21 protein-coding genes and 1 tRNA gene are annotated in these 23,316 nt (G+C 36.8%); 14 read left to right on the forward strand and 8 right to left on the reverse strand.

Going from position 1 to position 23,316, the window contains the following annotated elements:
• The first annotated feature begins 143 nt into the window (after positions 1-143).
• The 6 genes from NK356_RS15260 to map all read left to right on the forward strand — a co-directional run bounded on the left by NK356_RS15260 (position 144) and on the right by map (position 5,698).
• On the forward strand, positions 144-566 hold the full coding sequence (locus NK356_RS15260) for a hypothetical protein (protein ID WP_253317381.1): 423 nt from the start codon (positions 144-146) through the stop codon (positions 564-566).
• Positions 566-994 (forward strand): hypothetical protein, encoded by a 429-nt coding sequence (locus NK356_RS15265; RefSeq protein WP_051934488.1) that lies wholly within the window; start codon positions 566-568, stop codon positions 992-994. Before NK356_RS15260 ends, NK356_RS15265 begins: the two co-directional genes overlap by 1 nt.
• Before the next feature lie 252 nt (positions 995-1,246).
• Entirely contained in the window at positions 1,247-2,266 is a 1,020-nt protein-coding gene (locus tag NK356_RS24280) for an RHS repeat-associated core domain-containing protein (RefSeq protein ID WP_367399309.1), read from the forward strand.
• Between the two features lie 6 nt (positions 2,267-2,272).
• Positions 2,273-2,902, forward strand: coding sequence for a hypothetical protein (locus NK356_RS15275; RefSeq protein WP_253317382.1), 630 nt, complete (start codon positions 2,273-2,275; stop codon positions 2,900-2,902).
• A 300-nt stretch (positions 2,903-3,202) separates the two neighbouring features.
• Complete coding sequence (locus tag NK356_RS15280; protein ID WP_253317383.1) at positions 3,203-4,363, forward strand: hypothetical protein; 1,161 nt, start codon at positions 3,203-3,205, stop codon at positions 4,361-4,363.
• Between the two features lie 570 nt (positions 4,364-4,933).
• Complete coding sequence (map, locus tag NK356_RS15285) at positions 4,934-5,698, forward strand: type I methionyl aminopeptidase (RefSeq protein ID WP_253317384.1); 765 nt, start codon at positions 4,934-4,936, stop codon at positions 5,696-5,698.
• 242 nt (positions 5,699-5,940) lie between these two features.
• Here the strand turns inward: map and NK356_RS15290 are convergent, their stop codons facing one another.
• Complete coding sequence (locus NK356_RS15290; protein WP_253317385.1) at positions 5,941-6,528, reverse strand: FMN-dependent NADH-azoreductase; 588 nt, start codon at positions 6,526-6,528, stop codon at positions 5,941-5,943.
• A gap of 124 nt (positions 6,529-6,652) precedes the next feature.
• Here NK356_RS15290 and NK356_RS15295 point away from each other — a divergent pair, with 124 nt between their 5' ends.
• The 4 genes from NK356_RS15295 to NK356_RS15310 all read left to right on the forward strand — a co-directional run bounded on the left by NK356_RS15295 (position 6,653) and on the right by NK356_RS15310 (position 11,357).
• Positions 6,653-7,198, forward strand: a complete 546-nt coding sequence (locus tag NK356_RS15295) for a Crp/Fnr family transcriptional regulator (protein WP_253317386.1) — start codon at positions 6,653-6,655, stop codon at positions 7,196-7,198.
• A 131-nt stretch (positions 7,199-7,329) separates the two neighbouring features.
• The gene (locus tag NK356_RS15300) at positions 7,330-8,460 is read left to right on the forward strand and encodes an alpha/beta hydrolase (protein WP_034697041.1); all 1,131 of its coding nucleotides are present in this window, start codon (positions 7,330-7,332) and stop codon (positions 8,458-8,460) included.
• A gap of 165 nt (positions 8,461-8,625) precedes the next feature.
• A complete protein-coding gene (locus NK356_RS15305) occupies positions 8,626-10,158 on the forward strand; it encodes a M20/M25/M40 family metallo-hydrolase (protein WP_034696969.1) in 1,533 nt (510 codons plus the stop codon).
• 503 nt (positions 10,159-10,661) lie between these two features.
• Positions 10,662-11,357, forward strand: coding sequence for a hypothetical protein (locus tag NK356_RS15310; RefSeq protein WP_034696970.1), 696 nt, complete (start codon positions 10,662-10,664; stop codon positions 11,355-11,357).
• A gap of 122 nt (positions 11,358-11,479) precedes the next feature.
• Here the strand turns inward: NK356_RS15310 and NK356_RS15315 are convergent, their stop codons facing one another.
• From NK356_RS15315 to NK356_RS15330, 4 genes are all read right to left on the reverse strand, one after another.
• A complete protein-coding gene (locus NK356_RS15315) occupies positions 11,480-12,274 on the reverse strand; it encodes a DUF2490 domain-containing protein (protein ID WP_051934412.1) in 795 nt (264 codons plus the stop codon).
• 411 nt (positions 12,275-12,685) lie between these two features.
• A complete protein-coding gene (locus NK356_RS15320) occupies positions 12,686-13,102 on the reverse strand; it encodes a hypothetical protein (RefSeq protein ID WP_034696971.1) in 417 nt (138 codons plus the stop codon).
• A gap of 177 nt (positions 13,103-13,279) precedes the next feature.
• Positions 13,280-13,366, reverse strand: a tRNA-Ser gene (locus NK356_RS15325).
• Positions 13,367-13,421: 55 nt separating this feature from the next.
• Positions 13,422-14,438 carry an asparaginase gene (locus NK356_RS15330; RefSeq protein ID WP_034696972.1) on the reverse strand — a complete coding sequence of 339 codons (1,017 nt, stop codon included), beginning with the start codon at positions 14,436-14,438 and terminating at the stop codon, positions 13,422-13,424.
• A gap of 166 nt (positions 14,439-14,604) precedes the next feature.
• On the opposite strand from NK356_RS15330, the gene NK356_RS15335 reads away from it, so the two are divergent.
• The gene (locus tag NK356_RS15335) at positions 14,605-15,279 is read left to right on the forward strand and encodes an RNA methyltransferase (protein WP_253317387.1); all 675 of its coding nucleotides are present in this window, start codon (positions 14,605-14,607) and stop codon (positions 15,277-15,279) included.
• 46 nt (positions 15,280-15,325) lie between these two features.
• Here the strand turns inward: NK356_RS15335 and NK356_RS15340 are convergent, their stop codons facing one another.
• The 3 genes from NK356_RS15340 to tsaD are packed head-to-tail and all read right to left on the reverse strand — an operon-like array spanning position 15,326 to position 17,426.
• Entirely contained in the window at positions 15,326-16,021 is a 696-nt protein-coding gene (locus NK356_RS15340; RefSeq protein WP_253317388.1) for a 16S rRNA (uracil(1498)-N(3))-methyltransferase, read from the reverse strand.
• Complete coding sequence (locus NK356_RS15345) at positions 16,018-16,413, reverse strand: hypothetical protein (RefSeq protein ID WP_034696976.1); 396 nt, start codon at positions 16,411-16,413, stop codon at positions 16,018-16,020. Before NK356_RS15345 ends, NK356_RS15340 begins: the two co-directional genes overlap by 4 nt.
• On the reverse strand, positions 16,410-17,426 hold the full coding sequence (gene tsaD / locus NK356_RS15350; RefSeq protein ID WP_253317389.1) for a tRNA (adenosine(37)-N6)-threonylcarbamoyltransferase complex transferase subunit TsaD: 1,017 nt from the start codon (positions 17,424-17,426) through the stop codon (positions 16,410-16,412). The genes NK356_RS15345 and tsaD overlap by 4 nt, the downstream gene beginning before the upstream one ends.
• A 4-nt stretch (positions 17,427-17,430) precedes the next feature.
• Here tsaD and NK356_RS15355 point away from each other — a divergent pair, with 4 nt between their 5' ends.
• The 3 genes from NK356_RS15355 to NK356_RS15365 all read left to right on the forward strand — a co-directional run bounded on the left by NK356_RS15355 (position 17,431) and on the right by NK356_RS15365 (position 23,273).
• Positions 17,431-22,221, forward strand: coding sequence for a translocation/assembly module TamB (locus NK356_RS15355; RefSeq protein WP_253317390.1), 4,791 nt, complete (start codon positions 17,431-17,433; stop codon positions 22,219-22,221).
• A gap of 134 nt (positions 22,222-22,355) precedes the next feature.
• A complete protein-coding gene (locus NK356_RS15360; RefSeq protein ID WP_034696982.1) occupies positions 22,356-22,826 on the forward strand; it encodes an Lrp/AsnC family transcriptional regulator in 471 nt (156 codons plus the stop codon).
• 69 nt (positions 22,827-22,895) lie between these two features.
• Positions 22,896-23,273 carry a hypothetical protein gene (locus tag NK356_RS15365; protein WP_034696984.1) on the forward strand — a complete coding sequence of 126 codons (378 nt, stop codon included), beginning with the start codon at positions 22,896-22,898 and terminating at the stop codon, positions 23,271-23,273.
• Positions 23,274-23,316: the final 43 nt, after the last annotated feature.

Raw genomic sequence — 23,316 nt, forward strand, 5'->3', positions numbered from 1 at the left:
GGTTTCCAAGGTAGAATAAATAACAACTCTTGTATATTTGCAGGGGTTGTTCATATAGTTTATTATTATAAACTGTCTCCCGCAGCCCCGTTACGCAAAGTCTCCTGACTTTGAGCCAATAATAAAAGCAATTCCTTTACAATATGCTCCAAAGTCGGGAGACTTCGGAGAGCAGGGGAAGCGGTGGTGGATTGATGTTTGGTGGTTATGGAAGGACTGTAACTGCTGCAGAAGAGGTTTCTATGACATCAAAGATTGCTGCCGAAGCAGAAGCTCAAGGTTTTAAAAGTCTCAATTCTGGAATAGATCCGGCTATAACAGGAAATTATTTAGAACAAATGATGAATGGTACATTTAATAAGCCTGTAGGAGTAGCAGGATTTAGATGGGAAGGCAAATTTTATTTAAATGATGGTAATCATAGAATGAATTCTGCTATCCAATATAAAATACTAACTGGTGACTATAAATATATGGATATACTTATGAACAATGCAAAATGGGATAACGCAAATCCAGTTAATTATGGAAAAGTATATAAATTCCCTGTAAAACCAACAAGATAATGAACAGAGTATCTATAATTAATTCAAAGGAGTTACAAACCTTAAAGGATATGAATGATTATGTTTTCGTTAATTTTGCCTATGATAATGCTCTAAAAATAGGTTATTTTTACGATGAAATTAGGAAGAATGAGAGAATTAAGTTAATTAATTTATTTAATCAATTAACAGGTATTGAAATTAGAGTAGATGATACCTTAGGTAAATTACACATAATTTTACTAAAATTATTAATCGATGGAAAAAAAGATAATATCGTTATTAGTAATGTTGGTTTCCATATGATATCATTTGAGTTTTTGATTGATAATTTGAAAAAGATCTTTCAACATTTAAATGAATTAGTAAATAAAAATGTAGTTATAGTTGACTGTAATCTTAATAACCCTGAGGATATTAAATATTTAGAGCAATATTTCAAAACTTAACCCCCGCTGCCGCACGAATCCTTTCGTGTGGTGAAATAAGTTTATAAATAGGTTCTGGTAATTATATTCTTCCATCCAATATAATTATTTAAATCTGCCTAAACAGATTACACAAAACTCTAAAGCTATTAACTATTATTACAGGGCAGATGGAGTTAAAATTAAGAAATCAGGACCAACAGAATCAAACACAGATTATCTTGATGGGTTTCAATATACGGAAGGAAGCATAAAATTTGTTCAGACTCTGCTGTGGGAAACCCAAGCTATAATTACAAATACAATGGTAAGGAATTACAGGAAACCGGAATGTATGATTATGGAGCAAGGATGTATATGCCGGATCTGGGAAGATGGGGCGTGATTGACCCATTAGCTGAAGCGTCCAGAAGATTTACCCCTTACCATTATGGAAATAACAACCCAATAAGGTTTATCGATCCGGATGGAAGGCTTACCGTAGATAACCTTCAAGGGGGATATAGTACAGGAAGTGCTGTAGCAGATTTCATGTACAGAACCGGTTTAAGCTCAGATGAAAGAAATATGCCGCTATTCTATCGTAATGAAGGGGGAGCAATGATAAGAACAAATGCTTTGGGGAATGATGGCCAAGGTGGCGGTGGTAGTTTTACATTTACTGGGAAATCTGCAGTGTCTATGTTTAATTACTTCAAAGATGGAGGGAGAATGTCTGGACTTAGCTTCCAAAAAAATAAGGTGAGCTGGTGGACAGACTATGAAGATCCGGATTTAAATGTTAAGGGAATTGGAGAATTAAATATATTGAAATTTATAGATAATGGTCTTACAGAAACTGTTAATACCTTAGATGGTATATCCTATGATTTAAAGCATTATCAAACAGAAACTTTCTTTAAAGATATGGAAAAGCATCTTAACGGAGGATTAGGAATAGCTTCTGCAGCTATCGCTGGACAAAGTAAATTACCTGGCGGTATTAAATATCTTGATAAGATAAAAGGGTTATCAAAATTCTCAAAAGTTTTAGGCAGAGCAGGCGTAGTAGGAACAGCTTTAACTGTAGGTGTTACTTTCTCTGAATACTATAATGATGAGTGGACCGCTCATACAGTTGTAAACACAGCTTTATTAGCAGGAACTTTGGCTGCAACAGTCTTTGGTGCTCCTGCAATACTTACGGGAATAGCTATTTATGGAATCGCAGATTATACATTTGGGATCGGTGATAAATTAGATAGTGAGTTTGGAAGAGGATCAATATTTTGGAATACACATATTGCTAATTAAATAAAAATGAACAATAAAAAATCAATTAAAATAATTTCGATAAATAAGGTATTACTTTTTGTATTATTTTTAGTTATCATTCCTAATTCATTAGCAATACTTACATATATTCATATTGCAAAAACTATTTATCCAGGTATAGTATTTTTAATTTCTATATTATTAGTTTACCTTTTATTTTACAAAATTTTACAAAAAAAAATTGATTTTGATTATTCTGATGATAAGATATTTATTAACGAAACTATTTATTTCTTATCAGATTTACAATCTTATAATTTTAGTGAAACGAATTATATTGGTACTATAACATTAAATTTTAATAAAAAAAAGGTAAAATTATATCTTCGCCTTAATAAAAATTTAGAGTATCAAGGGCTAAAAGATAGTATATTAAAGTTGATAAATACATATAATAAAAGGAACAATAGTAAAATTGAAGAGTTCAATTGGTATAAAACAAAATCTGCAAAAGTATATGGTTATATAACTGTATTTATAATGATTTTGTGGATTGCTATAATGTTTATCTATCCAGAGAAATTAAAACTCTCTAATTTATGTTTGTTGTTAATAGTTTCAGCAGGTCTTGCACCAATCTTATTGAGGATTTTTGGAAATAATAAATCTGTATAAGAAAACTGGTAATACTAATAACATTTTTCCCCCCGCTGCGCAAAGTCTGCAGACTTTGAGCTTATTAAATAAACTTACCTTCTGGTTTCCAAGGTAGAATAAATAACAACTCTTGTATATTTGCAGGGGTTGTTCATATAGTTTATTATTATAAACTGTCCCCGTTACGCAAAGTCTCCTGACTTTGAGCCAATAATAAAAGCAATTCCTTTACAATATGCTCCAAAGTCGGGAGACTTCGGAGAGCAGGGCTATACCAGAACAGAATCCGAGTTGGATTTTACCGGAATACCAAAGAAAATGGTTACTCTTCATAAGAGATTAGCGAATGAACCTGGAGTTACCATCACAGAACGTTTTGACTATGATAATCAGAACAGATTACTGGTTCATAAGCATCAGGTAGATGATAAACCGGAACAAATCCTTACACAAAACAGCTATAACGAGATCTCACAGCTTACAAACAAAAAAGTAGGCAATAATCTTCAAAGTATTGATTATAATTATAATATCAGAGGCTGGCTGACTCATATTAATAAAGGTCAGATGACGGTTCCTGATTTAGGAGGAAAGCTATTTTCCTACGAAATCAAATACAATCAGATGAATGGAATAGAGAATCCCGATTCGGCATTATTCTCCGGCAAAAATGTAAAGGCGAAATACAATGGTAATATAGCAGAAGTAGACTGGAGAGCCGTAGAATCTATAGGAGCCAATCCTCCTATACAACCTAAGAGATACGGTTATGTCTATGATGCGTTGAACAGACTTACAGCAGGGTATTATCAAAATCCTGTGAACCCTTACAGCAAAGAACATACAGAATCCTTAACGTATGACCTGAATGGGAATATAAAAAGCCTTTACCGTACTGCTGCTTTGGAAGGAAGTAATACAACCGCTACTGTCATTGATGAATTGGAATATATTTACGGATCCAATAATCTGACCAATCAGGTATCCATTATTAAAGACCACAAAAATAATCCATCAGGATATGAAGGCGGAGGTGGTACTATCCCGTATGACCTTAATGGAAACATGTGGCAGATGCCGGATAAAAACATCACCAAAATCACCTACAATCACCTGAACTTACCCAATAGAATAGAGTATGGCACTTTGGGGCTTTCAGGAATGCATAATTACCTGTACAGATCAGATGGGGTTAAGGTCCAGAAAAAGCTTCCCAAAGGAGAATGCGGGATTATCAATTGTTATACTGTAACCGATATCACAGATTATCTTGATGGATTTCAATATTATCATAATGAATCCGATAACAATGGCGGCGGTGGTATTGAAGAACTCCGTATGATGTCCGAAAAGTTGAAATATGCTCATGAACAGCAGGCTTACAGTGTAGAAAGTGGAATTGTCACCGCAGAGAACCAGCAATTGAATACCCCCGCTGGCGCGAGCGTCTCGCTCGTGTCCGTGAATAAAACAAAATAGCAGCTGCTTTAGCAATGGCTTTTACTCTCTATTCTAAAGAAACCGCTGCGCAAAGTCTGCAGACTTTGAGCTTATTAAATAAACTTACCTTCTGGTTTCCAAGGTAGAATAAATAACAACTCTTGTATATTTGCAGGGGTTGTTCATATAGTTTATTATTATAAACTGTCTTCAGCAGTGCTTTCAGTCACTCCACTAAGTGTTCGCAGCCGCTCATTAATTTGCTATAACCATTTTATAAACTGTCTCCAGATATTTAAGAAATGCCTTCAGACGCTATTGTAAGTATCTCCGGACACTTTATCAAATAGGTATAACTACTTTACAACCGTCTCAACCGTTTTCATAAGTCCCTATAGCCTTTTATTCAAGTAGCTGCAGACTGTTATGGAACACCCTTTAGCCCCTTATGTAACCAGGTATATCCCTTACCCAAGGGGCGAGAGGGGGTTGGCGAAGGGGGTAATCACTATTTTTTCAATAGTATAGATGTAAGTAATGGAAACAGGACATACGGTAATATTTAAATTTCCTAACTTTGTAGTTTTCAATAACAATCAAAATAAAAATATGTCAATCACCAACGAAGATCAGATGCTCGGAATGCAAAAAGTAAGTGAAGCTGTTGCCTATACGCTGAAGAAGATGATGGATTACGCTGAGCCCGGTATGACCACCAAAGATCTGGACGAATATGGAGCCCAAATACTGGGAGGTTTCGGAGCAAAATCAGCACCTTACCTTACATATGGATTTCCAGGGTGGACGTGTATCAGCGTGGACAATGAATTCTGTCACGGGATTCCAACAGATCAGAGGATTTTGAAAGAAGGCGATCTGATCAATATTGATGTTTCTGCGGAGTTGGATGGATATTGGGCGGATAACGGAGGTTCCTTCGTGATTGGAGAAGATATTCACGGACATCAAAAATTGGTGGAGGCCTCCAAAGATATTTTAAGAAAAGTTATCGACAATATCAAGGGCGGGGTAAAAATAGCTGACATAGGACATTTAATGGAAACAGAAGCCAAGAAAAGAGGCCTTAAAGTTATTAAGAATCTTGCAGGTCATGGAGTAGGGAGAAGCTTACACGAACAGCCTGACGAATTGCTGAACTACAGAAACCGCTATGATTCCAGACGTTTCAAAAAAAACTCTGTGGTTGCTATTGAAACATTTATTTCCACCGATTCCAATATCGCTGTAGAATTAAAAGACGGCTGGACCATGGTAGGCAATAAAGGCGGCTATATGGCCCAACATGAACATACTATCGTAATCACGGATGGAAAACCTATCATTTTAACCGAAATGAATGAAATCCTGAATTAAACTAAGATCGCTTATTTAATAGTAAGTAAATCGCAAAGGCGCCAGAATTTCATCATCATTCCTTGCTGAAAATCTCACATTGAGCACAGTCGAAATGTTCTTGCGCCTTTGCGTTAAAAAATAGGTGTTCTTTTAATTCCAAAGCTTCATCCAATCAACTTGTTGATTCCCTCTTTGCTCTCTTCTATTCAATATTCGCAATTCAAAAACTTTGCGTTAAAAACAAACCGTATTATCCACCATCAAAACTCTTTCAGAATACTTTCGTAATCCGCTGTAAAACCAGTCTCCATCGTTCCTTCAATGCGATACGTTTCCACATCGGTAATTCCGGTATAACTCCTTAAAACATCTTTGAGGTAAGCAGAAACATAATCTGGAGTACCTTCTGTACTTCTTCCGCCAGAAGCAACCGCGAGATATACTTTTTTATCTTTAAACTGTCCTATACGATTCCAGTGTTCATCAAAAATATAGGTAACACCTGCCCGGATCAGCTGGTCCAGCCATGCTTTCAAAGGAGTAGAAATTCCCAGATTAAACATGGGGGTTCCCATAACAATAATATCTGCTTCGCGGAGTTCATTCACAATCCTGTTGGCATACGAAAGAAGTTGTCGGCTTTGTTCATCATAGGATTCCGGATGTTTGTAAAATTCATGAATAGAAACTTCATTCGCTAGCGGTGGCATATCCTTCACCAGATCCCGTACCGTAATCTGACGGATATTATTTTGTTGTGAAATTTTTTCAACAATAGCTGAACTGAGTCCTTTGCTATAAGACAGATCTCCTCTTGCGCTGGAGATAATGTGCAGAATATTCTTCATAATATACTATTTTACCCTCATGACGATCAGAACTTCTGTAAGGGGACAAAAAAATGAATAGTAGGGGATTGAATGATAAAGAGTACCTTTAAACTATCTTTATCCTTTGTAAATCCCATCAGCTATGATCAGCCAGAAACATTCCAGGGCAATTGAAATCCTTACTCAGGTATTTGATGCTAATATCTATCGGAAAAAAGAAATAATAATGGATGTGGAGCAGGTTCACCGTGATTTATTTTATATCAGAAAAGGAGTGGCCCGCATTTTCTATTACGATGATAAAGCGATGGACCATACCCATTGGCTTAGTTCAGATGGCCATTTTATTGGTCTTTTCTCGGGTATATTGTCTGGGAAACCAATACCGTTTGGGATTGAAGCGATAGAAGACAACAGTGAAATCTTTCGTTTACCTTATCATCAACTGTTGGAATTAAAATCAAAAAATCTGGAAATACAGCAGTTGATGGAAGATCTCTTTGCTGAAAGTTTAATCACAATGGGCGAAAGGCTGATCGATCACCGGATAAAATCTACAGATCAGCGTTATCAGGATTTTGTGGCTTCACACGCTGGTTTGCTTCAGAGAATCAATCTTGGATATATTGCCGGATATCTGGGAATGACCAAGCAGCAACTGAGCAAAATAAGAGCTCAACGATCATGATTCTTTTTTAATCCAGGTTAAAAGAAAAGCTAAACTATACACTTAATTTCGAAAAAAATTAAGCTTATAAAGGCATGTCTGTAAGAATTAAGAAACACGGGCAGCAGGTTTTTCACCAAAAAAGAATCATAATGAAAAAAGGAACGTACCAATTACACGATGAAGCTAATTTTAATTTTCAGCTGAATCGTACTCTGATGTGGGGAGGAGGAGATCTGGAAGAGATCAGAAGTGTTGCTCCGGCAATCAATACCACAGAAGACTGGGTAAGAGAAATGAAGACTCTTGCTGAAAGAGCGGAAGCCAGTCAGCAGAAGTCCAAAGCGGCCGGATATTACAGAATGGCAGAATTTTTTGAAGCTGACGGATCATGGGACAAATCGGAGTTTTATACAAAATCAAAATCTTTATTCTACGAAGTGTATCAGGATGTTTTTAAAACAAAAATCAGAAGAGATGAGGTAGAATATGATCAGGGGAAACTGCCTGTCTGGATAGGCTTGCCGGAAACGGAAGTAAAAGATACCGTCATTATTCACGGAGGGAATGATTCTTATATGGAAGAGTTTCTCCCTTTGGTTCAACGGTTTTTGTCAGAAGGAATTGCTGTCTATTTATTTGACGGTCCAGGTCAGGGAGGAGCGTTAAGAGAATCTGGAATTCATTTTACGCACGAATGGGAAAAGCCTGTAAAAGCTATTCTGGATGCTTATCAGCTGGATGATGTGACGATTATCGGATTGTCTCTGGGGGGAATGCTCGCTCCGCGGGCTGCAGCCTTTGAAGACCGTATAAAAAGAGTAGTGGCGTGGGGAATTATGCCGGATTTTTATGAAGTGGTATTGAGTAAAGTGCCCGAACAATTAAAACTTTTAATGGATCTGGGAGAAAAAGATCAGGTGAATACGTTGATTCATGCAAAAATGAAAGTTGATCCCTTAATAAAATGGGCCATACAGCACGGAATGTTCAGTATGAATGTGGATACACCTTATGATTATCTTACCCAAACCAGGAAATTTGAAATGCAGAGTATAGGACATCAGATTACTCAGGACTTTTTATTATTGGGCTCTAATGAAGATCATTTTATTCCTGTGAAATTGTACAAAGATGTAATTGATGCCTTGCCCAATGTAAAATCACTCAGCTATAAAATGTATACTAAAAGTGACTCCGCTGAAAACCACTGTAATATTGGAAATACAAAACTGGTTCTGGATGATATTATTCACTGGATACAGCGGGTAAAGAATAAATAATCCACCAATCCCAATCCTAAATTTTTGATGACATCATTAAGGCTATCTCTGCAGAGACAGCCTTTTTAGTTGTCTATAGATGATAAGCAGCACAGGCCGAAAATTGTTAATGACCAAATACTTTGTTATATTTATAGAATAAAATCACTTCACAAACTATCCGCTATGAAAAAGTTTCTTTTAATCCTTTTGGGAATCGTAGTCATTCTGGCTGCTGTCGTATTGATCAAAACCTACACCTATCCGTTTAAAAAAAATACGATCGGGGCAGGCGAGGGTTGGAAACCTATAAAAAATGATTCTGCAGTCATGAGACTTTCAGGAGGAATAAAAGTACCCACCGTTTCTACAGGAAGTTTGGGTGAATTTGATTATGCACCGTTTGAACAGTTCAAAACGTATTTAAAAACATCTTATCCGTTAGTCTATCAGAACACAGAAAATGTTGAAGTCAATCAATACGGATTAGTGTTCAGACTTAAAGGAAGCAATCCATCTTTGGAACCTATTTTATTTTTGTCCCATATGGACGTAGTTCCTCCCGGAGATGCTGATATAAAGAATAATGATACAAATGTATTCCGTCCTGACGATAAACCTTTGGAACCCGTTTCAAAAGTAGCAGAAGATTGGGAATTTGCCCCTTTTTCAGGAGCGGTTGCGAACGGAAGAATCTATGGAAGAGGTGCCATAGATATGAAAGGAATGCTTTTTTCCTTGATGGAATCCATGAATTCTATGATTAAAAACAAACAGGTCCCACAGCGTGATATTTATCTGGCTTTCGGTTTCGATGAAGAAGTAGGCGGACAAAAAGGAGCGATCCAGATTGCCGATTATTTTAAGAAAAAAGGATTGAAGTTCGATGCGGTTTATGACGAAGGTGGATTAATTATGCGAAAAGGAAATGTAGCCGGGATTGATACTGATGTAGCCGTAGTAGGATGTGCTGAAAAAGGGTTTCTTTCCGCAAAAATTAAAGTAAAAGGATTGGGCGGACATTCTTCTATGCCTCCTATGGAAAGCGCTATCGGAAAAGCTGCTGTTATCATGCAGCGTCTGGAGGATCACCAGATGAAACCTGTTATTACTCCTTTAATCAAAGAGTTTTTTAATAATATCGGTGGTGAAATGCCTTTTACCACAAGAATGGCACTGGCGAATCAATGGCTTTTAAAACCGGTATTGATTTCCCAGCTTACCAAAAATAATACAACCAATGCTTTGGTTAGAACCACCACAGCTTTAACGATGATGAAAGGAAGTGATGGAACCAATGTACTTTCTCCCGAAGTGGAATTTGTAGTCAATTTCAGATTACTTCCCGGAAATTCGGTGAAAGATGTAAGAGATCATATTGCTAAAGCGACTGAAGGTTTTGATGTTGAGGTAGAAGAAATTGACAATACGAGAGAAGCTTCTGCTATTTCGCCAACCAACACAAAAGCTTTTAAAATGATAGAAGCCGGAGTGAAAGAAATTCATCCCGGAGCTATTGTTACACCATATCTTACTATGGCTGGAACTGATGCCGGTAAATATGAAATTGTAAGCAAAAATGTCTACAGGTTCATGCCGATTAAGATCAACAGTGCCGAGCAGCAAAGTATTCACAGTACCAATGAATATCTTAGTATTGAAAACTATCTGAAAATGATTCATTATTTTGAGTACATCATGAAGAATTATGATAAATAAATGTCAATGGTGAATGGTGAATTCGCTGCGCTCGTGAATTTTAATACATATAATTAAACGCAGCGTTCGCAAAGCTTTCTATGATGTTTAATTTTTTTCGATCGCAGAGGCGTTTCACTCAGCCATGTATACACTAAGGTCCTGGCTGAACGAAGTACCTTTGCGAACAAAATATAAAACGTTACCAGCTGCGCAAAGTCTCCTGACTTTGAGCCAGTAATAAAGTAATTCCTTTACAATATGCTCCAAAGTCAGGAGACTTCGGAGAGCAGGAGACTTCGGAGAGCAGGTCCTGGCTGAACGAAGTGCCGTTGCGAACAAAATATAAAACGCTAGCCAACAACCCTTGCGAACCTTAGCGTTAATAATGATTCACCCTGACTTTGCACAACAAAAATTCACCATTGACTTAGCAATCTTCCAAATCTTTTTTACAAAAAATATATTGCGTCAAGTTTTGTCGCATTACGGATATAGCTTTGTCATATCAAAATTACAGAGCTATGGAATTGCCATTTTACTTAAACTTTAACGACTTTGAAAGTAATTATTACGATAACCTTGAAAAATGGTTTGAAGAATATCATAATACCAGCGAAACAGATTATCTGAAAGCGCTTGCGGAGCTTTACCGTCCGTATGTGTATTATAACTTTGCAGATGACATGCTAAAGCCCGATGCTTCCATTGAAGTAAAAGACTGCTTTTTCCCCTATCATGAAAAAATCGGGATCTCTTTCTGTATTGATAGTGAAAACGGAATTTCCCCATCCAACGGAATGAATCAGGTATTTGAATTTAAAAATATTTCCATGATGGAGTATGCCCAGCATATTCTGGATAAAATCAATAAGTTCTGTTCAAAAAATAGCCATGCTCTGGACGGCAGTAAAAATATTCAGGATTATATTAATAACTATGCTATTATTACTTCAATGGAAGGGGTAGGGTATTGTATCAGTTACAACCGTCACCAGAAAGCCATTCCTTTTTTAAAAGCTTATCTTCCTTATTATGGGCAGACCGTTAATATGGCAGTATACAGAGACTTCCTTTTTTCTGTTGTTCAGATTGCAGAGTTTATAGATCAGAAATTAAAAACAGTTCACGCTTTTAAACAGACGATTTATGCACGCTCAAGAGCGGAGGCCAAATTCAATGTGCAGTTGAGCCGTCAGTTTTTGACCTTGTGCAACTAAAATTTTACACCAAACATTCATACTTAATTATATTGCGGAAAACTTATGTTTTCAACCAAAAATCCCGGTCAGTAATGATCGGGATTTTGTATTGCAACTTCATGAATACTTGCTTACGTGTATTACTTGTTTTTTTTATAAGGAATGTTCCATACCAGATCGGCAGCCAGATAATGAACGCCTCCATGGTGAATACTTCTGCTGTCTCTGATCAGATCATCCATATATCCAATATCTACGGTAAAAGGAGAGTTCGGAATCGTAAACATATAATAAGCCGAAATACGCATTTCACGATATCCAAACGAACTCCATTCAGAATCCGGTTCATTGAGGTGGCTTATAGAAAACAAAGCTTCTGCACTCAGTGCCAGTTTCTGATTGTTTTTTGGAGATAAATTATAGGTGAGCTGACTCTTGATACGTGTTCTCAACTGAAAATCCTCTTCGACTTTATGAAAGTCTGCATCAAAGAACTTCCTGAATTCCTGACGTATGGTACTTTTAAGTTTCCATTTCCTGCCGAGATCAAAAGTATAGGCATATCTTCCATAAATTCTGAATTCCTGTTCTGTGTTTTCCTGATCATAAGGAGCTGTACTTTCGTATTGTGGCTGACGTCGGTAACTTAATGCATAACTATATTGCTGGTGTGGAGCAAAGGAATGATAAACTTCATGATTTAAAACAATGATCGCTTGCTTCGAAAAAAGATTGTGATCATCCGGACTGCTTTTTCTCCCGATGGCTACATAGCTCAAAGCCTGTTTTTTGCCCAAAGAGTCAAGTTGTCGCTTTACTCCAAAGGCTCCCCAGAATGCATTGTTGGCATCTCCCAGTCCAGGTGGACTGATCTGTGCTTTTATCGATGTTCCTATACATCCCAATAAAAATAATCCTGCAAAAAATTTCTTCATGCTCAATAGTGTGGGTAACTGTTTTACTGTTAAATAACTGCGAAACCATGAAACGGATGAGAATACTGTTGATACGCAGAGAGAATACTTTGTAATAGCAAAATTAGAGGCTTTGTTCATAGAATGTTTATTCAAAATCTTTTAATACTGTTTAAAAACAAGACAAAGTAAAGGCCCGATTTAGGATAGATTTAGGAATAAAGATTTTCTGAGAATTGAAAATGAGTTTTAGGAGAGTATTTTGATTGTGGATAAAATGTTGATAACTTGTTAGTAGTTCGTGGATAACCTATTTTTTATTTATAAATAATGACATAATGGTTTGGTTATCTATGATATAGGTATAATAGTAAATTGCCACAATATAAAATACTGTGGCAATCGGGTTGTATGGACTGGTTGATTTACCTGTTAGTTCTGTCTTACTCCGCACATAGCATCCCATGTAGTCCAGAAATGGGCATTAATAGCTCCGATAGGAGGATTTGTACTGTCTGCAACAATTCCTACCATTGAAGCACAGTTGGAGTTACAGCCTATTTCATTATGACTTCCAGCCTGAGGTGGAATCTGACGCCAAGTACCGGTAGATCCGCTCAATAATTCTACTTTGATTTCAAAAATCCCTGAAAGATTAGGAGTCTGAATCTGTTTAGTAGGATTTTCACTTGAGATGAAATCACTCCAGTCTCCTTGTGAAAAGGTTACACGCCATGTAGAAATCATTTTAGAGGTATCATTTTGTGGGGAAAGATACACCCAGAATTGTGCTCCGTTTCCAAGTACTAGCTGACCTGAAGAATTTGCATTTACACTTGTTGATGTCATATTGATTTGTTTTTTAGGTGATTAGATTGTATTTCAAAGTAACGAAGAACAAGGCTCCTGCAGTAGAGTATAAATAACCAATTATTAGAGTGAGTATAAATACCTATGAGAAAAGGTACCAAAATCTTAAGCACAAAAAAGCCTGTGCTAATCATTAGCACAGGCTTTTGTTTCTTGCAGAGAGGAAGGGATTCGAACCCTCGATACAGTTACCCGTATACTACCTTTCCAGGGTAGCTCCTTCAACCACTCGGACACCTCTCTTTTTGAGATTGCAAAAATAGTGTATTTTCTGGAATATCCAAATAATTCTTACAAATTAATCTGTAATTTCTCCACAAAGGCTTCTGGTGAAATTATCAGCAAAGCTTCCGGAGTAATTTGGATTATCAATTAAATGCATGGCTTTGGTAATCGCTGTTTCCGCTGTCATGTCTCTTCCACTGATCGCTCCGATTCTGGAGAAAATATTACTGTTTTCATACTTTCCAAATGAGATACCTCCTGAAATACACTGGCTTACCACCACGATTTCAGTTCCGTTATCTCGGATTTCCTGAAGCGTTTCCTGGGTTTTTGCACTGCTGAAAATAGTTCCCGAGCCAAAAACCTGAAGAATAAGAACCTTCATTTTAGGGATTTCTCTGAAGTGGCTCAGATGCATTCCCGGAAAAATTCTCCAGAATAAAATATCTTCAGAAATATGTTCATCCACGTGAAACTCTACCTCAGGATCACAACGGAACAGGTTATCTTTAATAATATTCAGATGAACGCCGGATTGTCCTAAAATAGGATAGTTCGGACTTGAATAGGCATCAAAATATTCCGCAGAATATTTCAACGTTCTGTTTCCTCTTAATAATTTGTATTCAAAATAAATGGCAACCTCCTGAATGACTGCTTCATCATTCTCGTAAAGGCTGGCGTAATAAAGACTTGTCAGAAGATTTTCCTTAGCATCTGTTCTCAGATCACCAATCGGAAGCTGAGACCCTGTCATGATGACCGGCTTTCTTAATCCTTTTAGCATGAAACTTAGTGCTGATGCGGTATAAGACATTGTGTCTGTTCCGTGAAGAATCAGGAAACCGTCGTAGTCATCATAATTTTTGTGAATATAATTAGCAATAACTCTCCATTCTTCAGGTCCCATATCCGAAGAATCCAGTGGTTTGGCAAAAGGATGAACAAAGACTTCACATTCCATAAGCCTCATTTCAGGCATCTTTTCGAATATATTTCCAAAATCAAAGGCACGGAGACTTCCGGTTTCGTAATCTTTTTCCATTCCGATGGTTCCACCGGTATAGATGAGCAGGACTTTTCGCTTCATGTACTAATTTATTAAGAATTGGGCCCCGATTAGGGTTCATAGGCCAAAATTACGTTAATTTGCAAAGATTTGAAAATGAATGAAACGCTTATCATGAAATTTTATAAAAATAAAATGAAAATGGCAGATGTTTCATAGGGCTATTGAAAAAAATAACTAAATGCGGATGAAAGATTTAGCGCAAACTTTTGAATATTTAAAACAGTTTTTAACCGAAGAAAGACTCGAGAAAATTGAACATTTTTCTCAGGAAAGTTCAGACTTTGTTCTTCCGGTGGTAGAAGATATCTATCAGTTTAGAAATGCTGCAGCCATTGTACGTTCTGTGGAAGCCTGTGGTTTCCATAAAGTAGTGGCGTTGCAGGAAGAATACAGTTTTGAACCCAATCTTCGTGTAACAAAAGGAGCAGATACCTGGGTTGAGGTGGAAAAACTACCCCGGAATATGGAATCCTTTCAGAATATTAAAGACCGAGGATATAAAATAGTGGTTGTTTCGCTGGAAAAGAACGCTAAAATGTTACCAGAATACGAAATAACAGAACCTATTGCTTTGGTTTTCGGAACTGAAATGGAAGGTGTTTCCCAGGAGATTTTAGATTTTGCCGATGAAACACTGGCTATTCCGATGTATGGCTTTACCAGAAGCTTCAATGTTTCTGTAGCGGCATCAATTTGTATGTATGAATTGAAACAAAAGCTGATAAAGTCTGGGATTGATTATAAACTGAATGAAGAAAAGCTTTTAAGGATGCAAATCCTTTGGGCAGTGAATTCAATGAGAAGCGGACAGCAGATTTTTGAAAAATACCTGAAAGAGAATAATATTGACTGGAAATAATTAATGAGAAATAAAAAAGAGAAGATTCAACATCTTCTCTTTTTATTTATATCATATTGTAATAATTCCATGCGGCTACAAAAACGCCGGCCGTTTCCGTTCTGAGTCTTTGGTTTCCGAGAGATACTGCTCTTACTTTATTTTCGGCCAGAAATGCAATTTCCTTTTCAGAAAAATCACCTTCAGGGCCTATTAAAAATGTAAGTTGTTCCAATTGAGGAATATTTTTAAGATCAATTCTTTCCAGATTTTCATGGCAGTGTGCTACAAAAGTATGTTCCGGATCCATATTTTTCAGAAAATCACCTAGCCTTACAGCGTCATTGATAACCGGAAAATGAAATCTCAGACTTTGTTTTGAGGCGGCAACAGCCTGTTTTCTGATTTTATCGATATTAATATTCTTACGCTCTGTTTTCTCTGTAACAATAATACTGATCTCAGAAATCCCCATTTCCACAGCTTTTTCCACAAAGAATTCAATTCTGTCAATATTCTTGGTAGGAGCAATGGCAATATGAAGTTTCGGATTGAATTCCGGCAGATTTTCTTTGATCTCAGAAACTTCAATACCGGCTTTCTTGCCTTCTATAATAAGTTTTCCGGAAGCCAGTTTTCCTTTTCCATCCGTCACATGAATATCTTCTCCATCTCTCATACGAAGAACTTTTACGATATGCTGCTGTTCTTCATCGTTGATCGTAACTTTATTTCCGTTGATGTCTCCGTAGAATAGTTTCATATATCCTGGTTTATAAATGCAACTCCTGTTTTGATGGTTGTATATATGTCTGTATCACATTCCCGGTAAGAACACATGTATATTTCTTCTATCCATACATTATTAATGAAAATCAGATTTAAATATTCCTGTTTTCTCAAATTATTTTTGATGGATAAATAATCTCCTTCTTTTGGAGTATAGGGAAAACTAAAAAGATGTTCAGAATTGATTAATTGTAAAACTTCATCTTTGATATCCTGAATATATCCTGTTTCAGAACTTCCTCCGTTAAACTCTGAAAAAGTTTCTGATCCCTCATGTCTTCCTGTGATGGTTTCTAATACCCAGTAATATTTTGAGTTCTTTTTAGAGTGTGTTCCCAGTACTTTTTCTTCTAAGAGTATTTTCATAAATCGTATTTTGCGGTTGCGGAAGTTCTTAAATCTGTAAATTCTCCTCGCTCAAACTTCAGTTTTGCCACCATAGCAATCATAGCTGCGTTGTCTGTTGTATATTCGAACTTAGGAATATAGATATCCCAACCAAGTCTTTCTTTGTTATCTTCCATTACTTTTCTAAGTGCAGAATTGGCAGATACACCTCCTGCAATTGCCACCTGATTTACATTGAGATCTTTGGCTGCTTTTTCAAGCTTATTCATCAGGATTTCAATAATGGATTTCTGTACAGAAGCACAAAGGTCATTAAGATTGTCCTTGATGAAATCCGGATTCTTTCTGACTTCTTTCTGAATGAAATACAGCACGGAAGTTTTAATTCCGCTAAAAGAATAATCGTAGTTTTCCAGCTTCGGTTTGTTGAATTTAAAAGCATCAGGATTTCCTTCCCTGGCCAGTCTGTCGATGATAGGTCCCGCAGGGTAATCAAGGTCAAAAATCTTTCCTATTTTATCAAAAGCTTCTCCTGCTGCATCATCAATGGTTTTCCCGATGATTTCCATGTCAAAATAGTCTTTTACCAATACAATCATGGTATGTCCACCACTTACGGTAAGACATAAAAATGGAAAGGTAGGCGGCACAGGATTTGCATCTTCGATGAAATGGGCCAGAATGTGAGCTTGAAGGTGATTTACTTCGATCAAAGGTACATTCAGGCTCATAGCCAAAGACTTAGCAAATGATGTTCCTACAAGAAGAGATCCTAAAAGTCCCGGTCCGCGAGTAAATCCTATAGCAGAGATAGCATTTTGTTGTATATTTGCTTTAGAAAAAGATTTTTCAACAACGGGGATAATATTTTGCTGATGGGCTCGTGAAGCCAATTCAGGGACAACGCCGCCATATTCTTTGTGGATGGCCTGGTTCGCGGCAATGTTTGAAAGAATAGAATTTCCCTTGATGATAGCTGCTGAGGTGTCGTCACAGGACGATTCAATACCTAAAATTATAGAGTCGCTCATAATAATGGCAAAGTTAGAGAATAATAACGAGAATGAGAATAAAAAATCAGTAGCTGAAAACCTAGGGGATCAGGTACAGAAAACTGTTGAAAATGTAGAGGGAAAAGTTCGGGAAACAGTGAAGGAAGCATCAGAGCTTGCTTCGGATGCTATACACCATCCTGTGGAAACAGCTGAAGAGTTTGGGAAACAGGCAGTAAAGGATGTTACCAGCTATACCTGGTGGGCAAAACTTCTCTTGATTCTCTTTTGGCTGGGGATTTTCCTTGTAGGTGGAGTACTGATTGCCATCAATCTTCCGGTTACGAAAAAATGGGCAGCTGATCAGGCACTAAAGCTTGTTAATAATGATTTTAAATCTGATTTTTCTACAGAAAGTGTAGATGTAAATTACTTTGGTGATGTCACCATAAAAGGGTTAAAAGTAAAAGATTATAAAGGATTTAATTTTATTACAGCCCGTGAGTTTCGAGCAGATTCAGACTGGATATCTCTGGCGGTAAATGCCATCTCAGGAAGCAGTAATTCTTTAAGTTTTAACTCTCTGGCTCTTGTGAATGCCGATGTAAAAGTAATTACTTATAAAGGCGACAGCATATCCAATTTTGTCAGGTTTGTAGAGCTCTTTGACAACGGGAAGAAAAGAGATCCTAAGAAACCTCCTTTTCAACTGAATTCCAGAATTCAGATCATTGATTCTAAAGTTTCGATCGTTAATGAAAACTCTCCAGGAGAACAAGGGAAATGGCTGACAGCAACAAAATTCAACTTAAAAGCACCGAACGTAAAAGTTAACGGTCCGAATGTTTCGGCGTTAATCAATAATATGTCTTTTGTAACTTCAAGATGGGGGAAATCTCATTTTGTAGATACATTTTCAACAGAACTGTCTCTAACGAAGCAGTTTTTGTCATTAAAAGACCTTACCCTGAATACAGATCATACCTTACTTCAGGGAGATATTAAATTTAATCTTCACGACGGATCCTGGGCAGATTTTGCAGACAAGGTACGTTGGGATATGAATATTCAGCAGGGAAGCCAGCTAAGCGGATATGATATCAGTTATTTTGTAACCAACTGGGATAATATCAAACCTTTCAATCTTTCCGGGGTTATGACTGGTCCTTTGAATAAATTTCATCTTGAAAATTTTCTGATCAGAAACCCTGATGTTAATATTGCTACCAAAACGATGAAGGTAGATAATCTGCTGAAAGGTCATTTTGCAATTGAAACAAAAGAGCTTTCCACAGATTTTACCTACAAAGATTTAAAAGCAATGATGCCTTCATTCATCTCCAAAAAGATGAAGAACTTTGCTGATGATTTCGGAAAACTGAAATACAATGGAACGGCAAAAGTGAATCCGGATCAGATCTATGTGGATAATGGAAACTTAATGACAGGAATCGGGCAGGCGAAAATTTCCAAACTTACCTTGACGGGCTACAGTACTGCTATGCCGAAATATTCCGGTTATCTTGATGTGAAAGATCTCAATACCTCAGTCATCACAAAGAATAAAGCAGTAGGTTTAATTTCCGGTAAATTTGATCTTAACGGACAAAGTTTTGATGTTAATACCATGCGTCTGACCACAAAATCTCAGATTGCAAGTATTGAAATTATGGATAAAACGATCAATAATCTGTATCTGGATGGTTTATTGGATCATAAAAAATATAACGGACTCATCACTGTTAATGATGAACAGGCTAAAGCTACGGTTAAAGGATTGATAGATTTCAGTACTTCGAGAATTGCTATGGATGTGAATGCAGATGTTACTTATCTGAACATGAACTACTTTACCAATAAGCCGGGTACTCAGGTGGTAAGTGGTCAGGTTGACGGTAAAATGGCAATGTCTTCTATCAATGATCTTACCTTAGATGTGAATGCCAATAACCTTCATTTTGCTTCAGCTACTCAAAAATATAATATTCCGAATGCCAAGTTAAAAACGTTTGTTGAAGCAGGAGGTCGTGTGATTGATGTGGATGCTCCGGGAGCAGCTACAGGTAAGATTTCAGGAAAATACAGTCTTGCGGATCTTGCTGGAATGGTAGAAAATGGAGTAGGGAAAATATTAGTGGGACCACCGCCAAGAAAATTATACCGTGGACAGAATTTTGCGTTGAAGTTTGATGTTCAGCAAGGATTGATCAATTATTTCTTACCCGAATTGAGATTGCCGCAAGGAGCTCTTGTAGAAGGAGAATATGATGGAAACTCAAACAATCTGATTCTGAATCTGGATGCAGCATCTTTAAAATATATTATGACTAAGGAGGAAGAGATTACAGATGCTGATCAGGCGCTGGCATCTTCAAACCCTGATTATAAAATTAATGACAGAAATAATCTCAGCAGAGATAGTGCGATGGTGGATAGTGTTAAAGTTAGAATTAACACCGGAGATCTTAACCAGCAATTGTATGCTAAAATCAACAGAGTCATTTATAATAAAAATGTAATCAAAGATTTTGAGCTTAAAGGAAATAATGAAAACGGAAATACACTTCATTTAGCTACTGTATTTAAGCATGGAAGTCCTGATGATGAGATTAATGAAAAACTTAAGGAATACGCCATCAATGTAGATCAGTCTACAGATGCGGCCGGAGATTATGTATTCAGGTTTGAACCTACCGAGGTAAAATTCAATGACGTTACGTGGGCAATAGATACAAGTCCCGAATTGGATCACTCCATTACCTACAGAAAGAAAACCGGAGATTTTGATATCAGAAATCTGAGAGTTTATTCCGATAAAAGTGCTTTGTTTATTAAAGAAGCTCAGTTTAAGTCTGCAAAAGACTTTTATGTAGATGCTGATATTAACGATTTTGCTGTAGAAAAACTTCTTGAAATGCAGTCCGGAGGAAATACTATGGATATTAAAGGTCTTGCCAACGGAAGTGTGAAGATCAAAATGGATAAAAGTACCCTTCAGCCATTGGTAGATCTTAACATTGATGATATTAAGATGAATGGCAATGATATGGGAGATATCTCTATTTCTGCTACCAACGGATTCTCACTGAATGTATATGATATTGATGTGAAAGTTCATTCGGCAGGTGTACTGGGAAATAACAGTCTTAATCTGACAGGAACGGTTAATAATAATACTTCTTCGCCAATTATTGATCTTACAGCAGAAATGCGTGATTTTGACTTATCATTTACACAGCAGTTTGTGCAGACTATTTTTGGAAACCTTCGTGGAAAAGCAACAGGTGATCTTAAAATCAATGGAAAGCTTAACAACCTTGATTATAATGGAGATATTGCTTTAAAAGATTTTGGATTGAAGCTTCTGTTTACCGGAGTTGACTATTCATTTGATGATACCGTGATTCAGTTGACTAAAGGGCTTGCTATCCTCAACAATATTGAAGTACACGACGGAAGAACCAATTCCAAAGGGAATATTTCCGGGGCGATTCAGTTTGAAACCCTTTCTTCAATGGGGGTGTCTCTCGTAATGAGAGCAGATAACCTGTTGATGCTGAATACTACGCAAAAAGATTTTGACCTGTTCTGGGGAAGAGTTTACGGACAGGGAGATCTGTACGTGGATGGACCTGTTTCAGGGTTAAGTATAACGACCCCTAATATGAAGGCGCTTAACGGAAGTACCTTTACCTTTAATTCCAGCTCTACTTCCAATGTGGAAGAATTTAAAATGCTGAGGTTCCTGAAAGAAGGAAAAGACGGTTTGATCACACTGGAAGAAAAGAAAAAAACAGGAGCCAATATGAACATTGATTTCAATCTGGCTGTGGATAAAGGAACTACTGTCAATGTACTCGTAGGAGACGATGTGGGAAATATTACGGTAAAAGGATCAGCTGATCCGCTAAGGTTCCATATGAACAGACAGGGAAATATTGCCATGAGTGGTACCTATAAAGTAGATAACGGAACATTTGTCTCTAAAGCTATTCTGAATAAAACATTCCAGATTGAAAGAAACAGTAGTATCAGATGGGATGGGGATGCTATGAAACCTACATTAGATATCAATGCCAATTATATAAGAATGGTTTCCAATGCAGGAGAATATCTGAGTATGGGGAAGCTACAGCCTATCAGTATTTTGCTGCAGGCCCACATTACCCAGTCGTTGGTAGATCCTCAGATTGATCTTAATGTAACTGCAATGGATGTGTCCAGTCAGGTAAGAGAAACGCTGGCTGCGAAAATGAGCCAGGAAGGAGAGAAAGTTCTCCAGTTTGGTTCTGTATTGTTGTTAAGTACTTTCAATGTATCCAATACAGGTGGATTCGATGTAAATGTAGGAAATGTAGCAGAATCTTCCGGATATAATATGCTGTTGAAACAGCTGGGATCTGTTCTTAATACGATGAGTAATGAGTTCCAGATTGACCTTAATTATGTAAAAGGAGACCAGAATTCAAACTTCGGAGACAGAGCCAATGCAGGTGTGAGTGTAGCGCTTTCCCCAAGAGTTAATATCAAGACCGGTTTGGGTATTCCGTTATCAAAAACAGATGGTGCCCAAAACAATTACCTTTCCACGGAAGGGTCGGTAGAATATGATTTATCTAAAAAGAATGACGGTTCATTAGTTATACGTGCTTATTCCAAGCCTACAAACATCGGAATGGTGAGTACAAACGGTTCTGCTAATCAAGCCTATGGTGGAGGGGTAGTGTGGAGTAAAAGCTTCAATTCTTTGTTTAAAAAGAAGAAAAAAGACAAAAAAACTTCAGACGCAAAAGGTGAAATAAAAACAGATTCTATAAAATCAAATGGTAAATAATTGGAATATTTTAATGATTTTTATCATCTGTGTTAATTATTGTTAATATTTGATATATATTTTTTAGTTAAATTATTTTTCGTAAATTTGCAAAAAATACATAGATTTTTTAAAGAAATTGTAATTTAACTAATATGAACTATCAACTGGACGAAATAGACAAGAAAATTCTTGATTTCTTAGTAGAAAACACAAGAATGCCTTTTACTGAAATTGCAAAGCAGATGGATGTTTCTGCTGGAACAATTCACGTAAGAGTGAAAAAGATGGAAGATGCAGGTATTATTTTGGGATCATCTCTTAACATCGATTATGGTAAGCTGGATTATCACTTTACAGCTTTCATAGGTATCCTTTTGACAAAATCAAACCGTACTCAAGAAGTATTGAAAGAATTGTCAACTCTTCCTAACGTAATCGAGGCTAGCGTTATTTCCGGGAAATATAATATTTTCTGTAAAGTAAGAGCTAAGAATACTGATGATGCTAAAAGAATTATTTACCAGATCGACGACATTCAGGATGTAATGAGAACTGAAAGTATGATCTCTATGGAGGAATTCTTAAGTGACAAAAACAGACTGATCAACGCAATCTCTGTGTAAGTCAAATTTTAAACGAATAATTATAAAAGAACTTATGAAATCTCTCATAAGTTCTTTATTTTTGTAGGTATGGAAGAATACAGCTATTTTGACGAAGACCCAAAGAAAGGATGGGGATTTATACTGGCATTTGCAGCCTTGATGTTGTTTACTATAATGGGGCTTGGTATCGATGTGGATGAATATCTGCAGCATGAATATCTTCAGATTCCGAGGTGGTATTTCTATGTGATTTTTTCTATTGATGTACTGATGATGATAGGGCTGGTGCTGATGTTCTTTTACAGAAAAGTGGGAATCATTATGTTTCCGGCTTTACTGGTGCTGCATTTCTTTATGCACAATTACTATCTGTCTACATTTTTGTATACAGATGTTACCAATCTCTTCCTGTTTACAGGCTTCGGAATGCTTGCCATTATCCCAAAATGGAAGTTTTTTAAATAAAGTTTCAAATACAATAAGATAACAAACCGCTTTTAAATCAAAT

Origin of the sequence: Chryseobacterium sp. S0630 (assembly GCF_024158915.1) — a bacterium.
Lineage (GTDB): Bacteria > Bacteroidota > Bacteroidia > Flavobacteriales > Weeksellaceae > Chryseobacterium.

What these genes read in the sequence shown, in the direction of transcription:
- NK356_RS15355 (WP_253317390.1), top strand. Translation starts at nt 17,431, where the DNA reads ATGGCAAAGTTAGAGAATAATAACGAGAATGAGAATAAAAAATCAGTA.
- NK356_RS15340 (WP_253317388.1), bottom strand. Translation starts at nt 16,021, where the DNA reads ATGAAACTATTCTACGGAGACATCAACGGAAATAAAGTTACGATCAAC.
- NK356_RS15365 (WP_034696984.1), top strand. Translation starts at nt 22,896, where the DNA reads ATGGAAGAATACAGCTATTTTGACGAAGACCCAAAGAAAGGATGGGGA.
- NK356_RS15320 (WP_034696971.1), bottom strand. Translation starts at nt 13,102, where the DNA reads ATGACATCAACAAGTGTAAATGCAAATTCTTCAGGTCAGCTAGTACTT.
- NK356_RS15275 (WP_253317382.1), top strand. Translation starts at nt 2,273, where the DNA reads ATGAACAATAAAAAATCAATTAAAATAATTTCGATAAATAAGGTATTA.
- NK356_RS15345 (WP_034696976.1), bottom strand. Translation starts at nt 16,413, where the DNA reads ATGAAAATACTCTTAGAAGAAAAAGTACTGGGAACACACTCTAAAAAG.
- map (WP_253317384.1), top strand. Translation starts at nt 4,934, where the DNA reads ATGTCAATCACCAACGAAGATCAGATGCTCGGAATGCAAAAAGTAAGT.
- NK356_RS15265 (WP_051934488.1), top strand. Translation starts at nt 566, where the DNA reads ATGAACAGAGTATCTATAATTAATTCAAAGGAGTTACAAACCTTAAAG.
- NK356_RS15280 (WP_253317383.1), top strand. Translation starts at nt 3,203, where the DNA reads ATGGTTACTCTTCATAAGAGATTAGCGAATGAACCTGGAGTTACCATC.
- NK356_RS15315 (WP_051934412.1), bottom strand. Translation starts at nt 12,274, where the DNA reads ATGAAGAAATTTTTTGCAGGATTATTTTTATTGGGATGTATAGGAACA.
- NK356_RS15360 (WP_034696982.1), top strand. Translation starts at nt 22,356, where the DNA reads ATGAACTATCAACTGGACGAAATAGACAAGAAAATTCTTGATTTCTTA.
- NK356_RS15295 (WP_253317386.1), top strand. Translation starts at nt 6,653, where the DNA reads ATGATCAGCCAGAAACATTCCAGGGCAATTGAAATCCTTACTCAGGTA.
- NK356_RS15260 (WP_253317381.1), top strand. Translation starts at nt 144, where the DNA reads ATGCTCCAAAGTCGGGAGACTTCGGAGAGCAGGGGAAGCGGTGGTGGA.
- NK356_RS15310 (WP_034696970.1), top strand. Translation starts at nt 10,662, where the DNA reads ATGGAATTGCCATTTTACTTAAACTTTAACGACTTTGAAAGTAATTAT.
- NK356_RS15290 (WP_253317385.1), bottom strand. Translation starts at nt 6,528, where the DNA reads ATGAAGAATATTCTGCACATTATCTCCAGCGCAAGAGGAGATCTGTCT.
- NK356_RS15300 (WP_034697041.1), top strand. Translation starts at nt 7,330, where the DNA reads ATGAAAAAAGGAACGTACCAATTACACGATGAAGCTAATTTTAATTTT.
- NK356_RS15335 (WP_253317387.1), top strand. Translation starts at nt 14,605, where the DNA reads ATGAAAGATTTAGCGCAAACTTTTGAATATTTAAAACAGTTTTTAACC.
- NK356_RS15305 (WP_034696969.1), top strand. Translation starts at nt 8,626, where the DNA reads ATGAAAAAGTTTCTTTTAATCCTTTTGGGAATCGTAGTCATTCTGGCT.
- NK356_RS15330 (WP_034696972.1), bottom strand. Translation starts at nt 14,438, where the DNA reads ATGAAGCGAAAAGTCCTGCTCATCTATACCGGTGGAACCATCGGAATG.
- tsaD (WP_253317389.1), bottom strand. Translation starts at nt 17,426, where the DNA reads ATGAGCGACTCTATAATTTTAGGTATTGAATCGTCCTGTGACGACACC.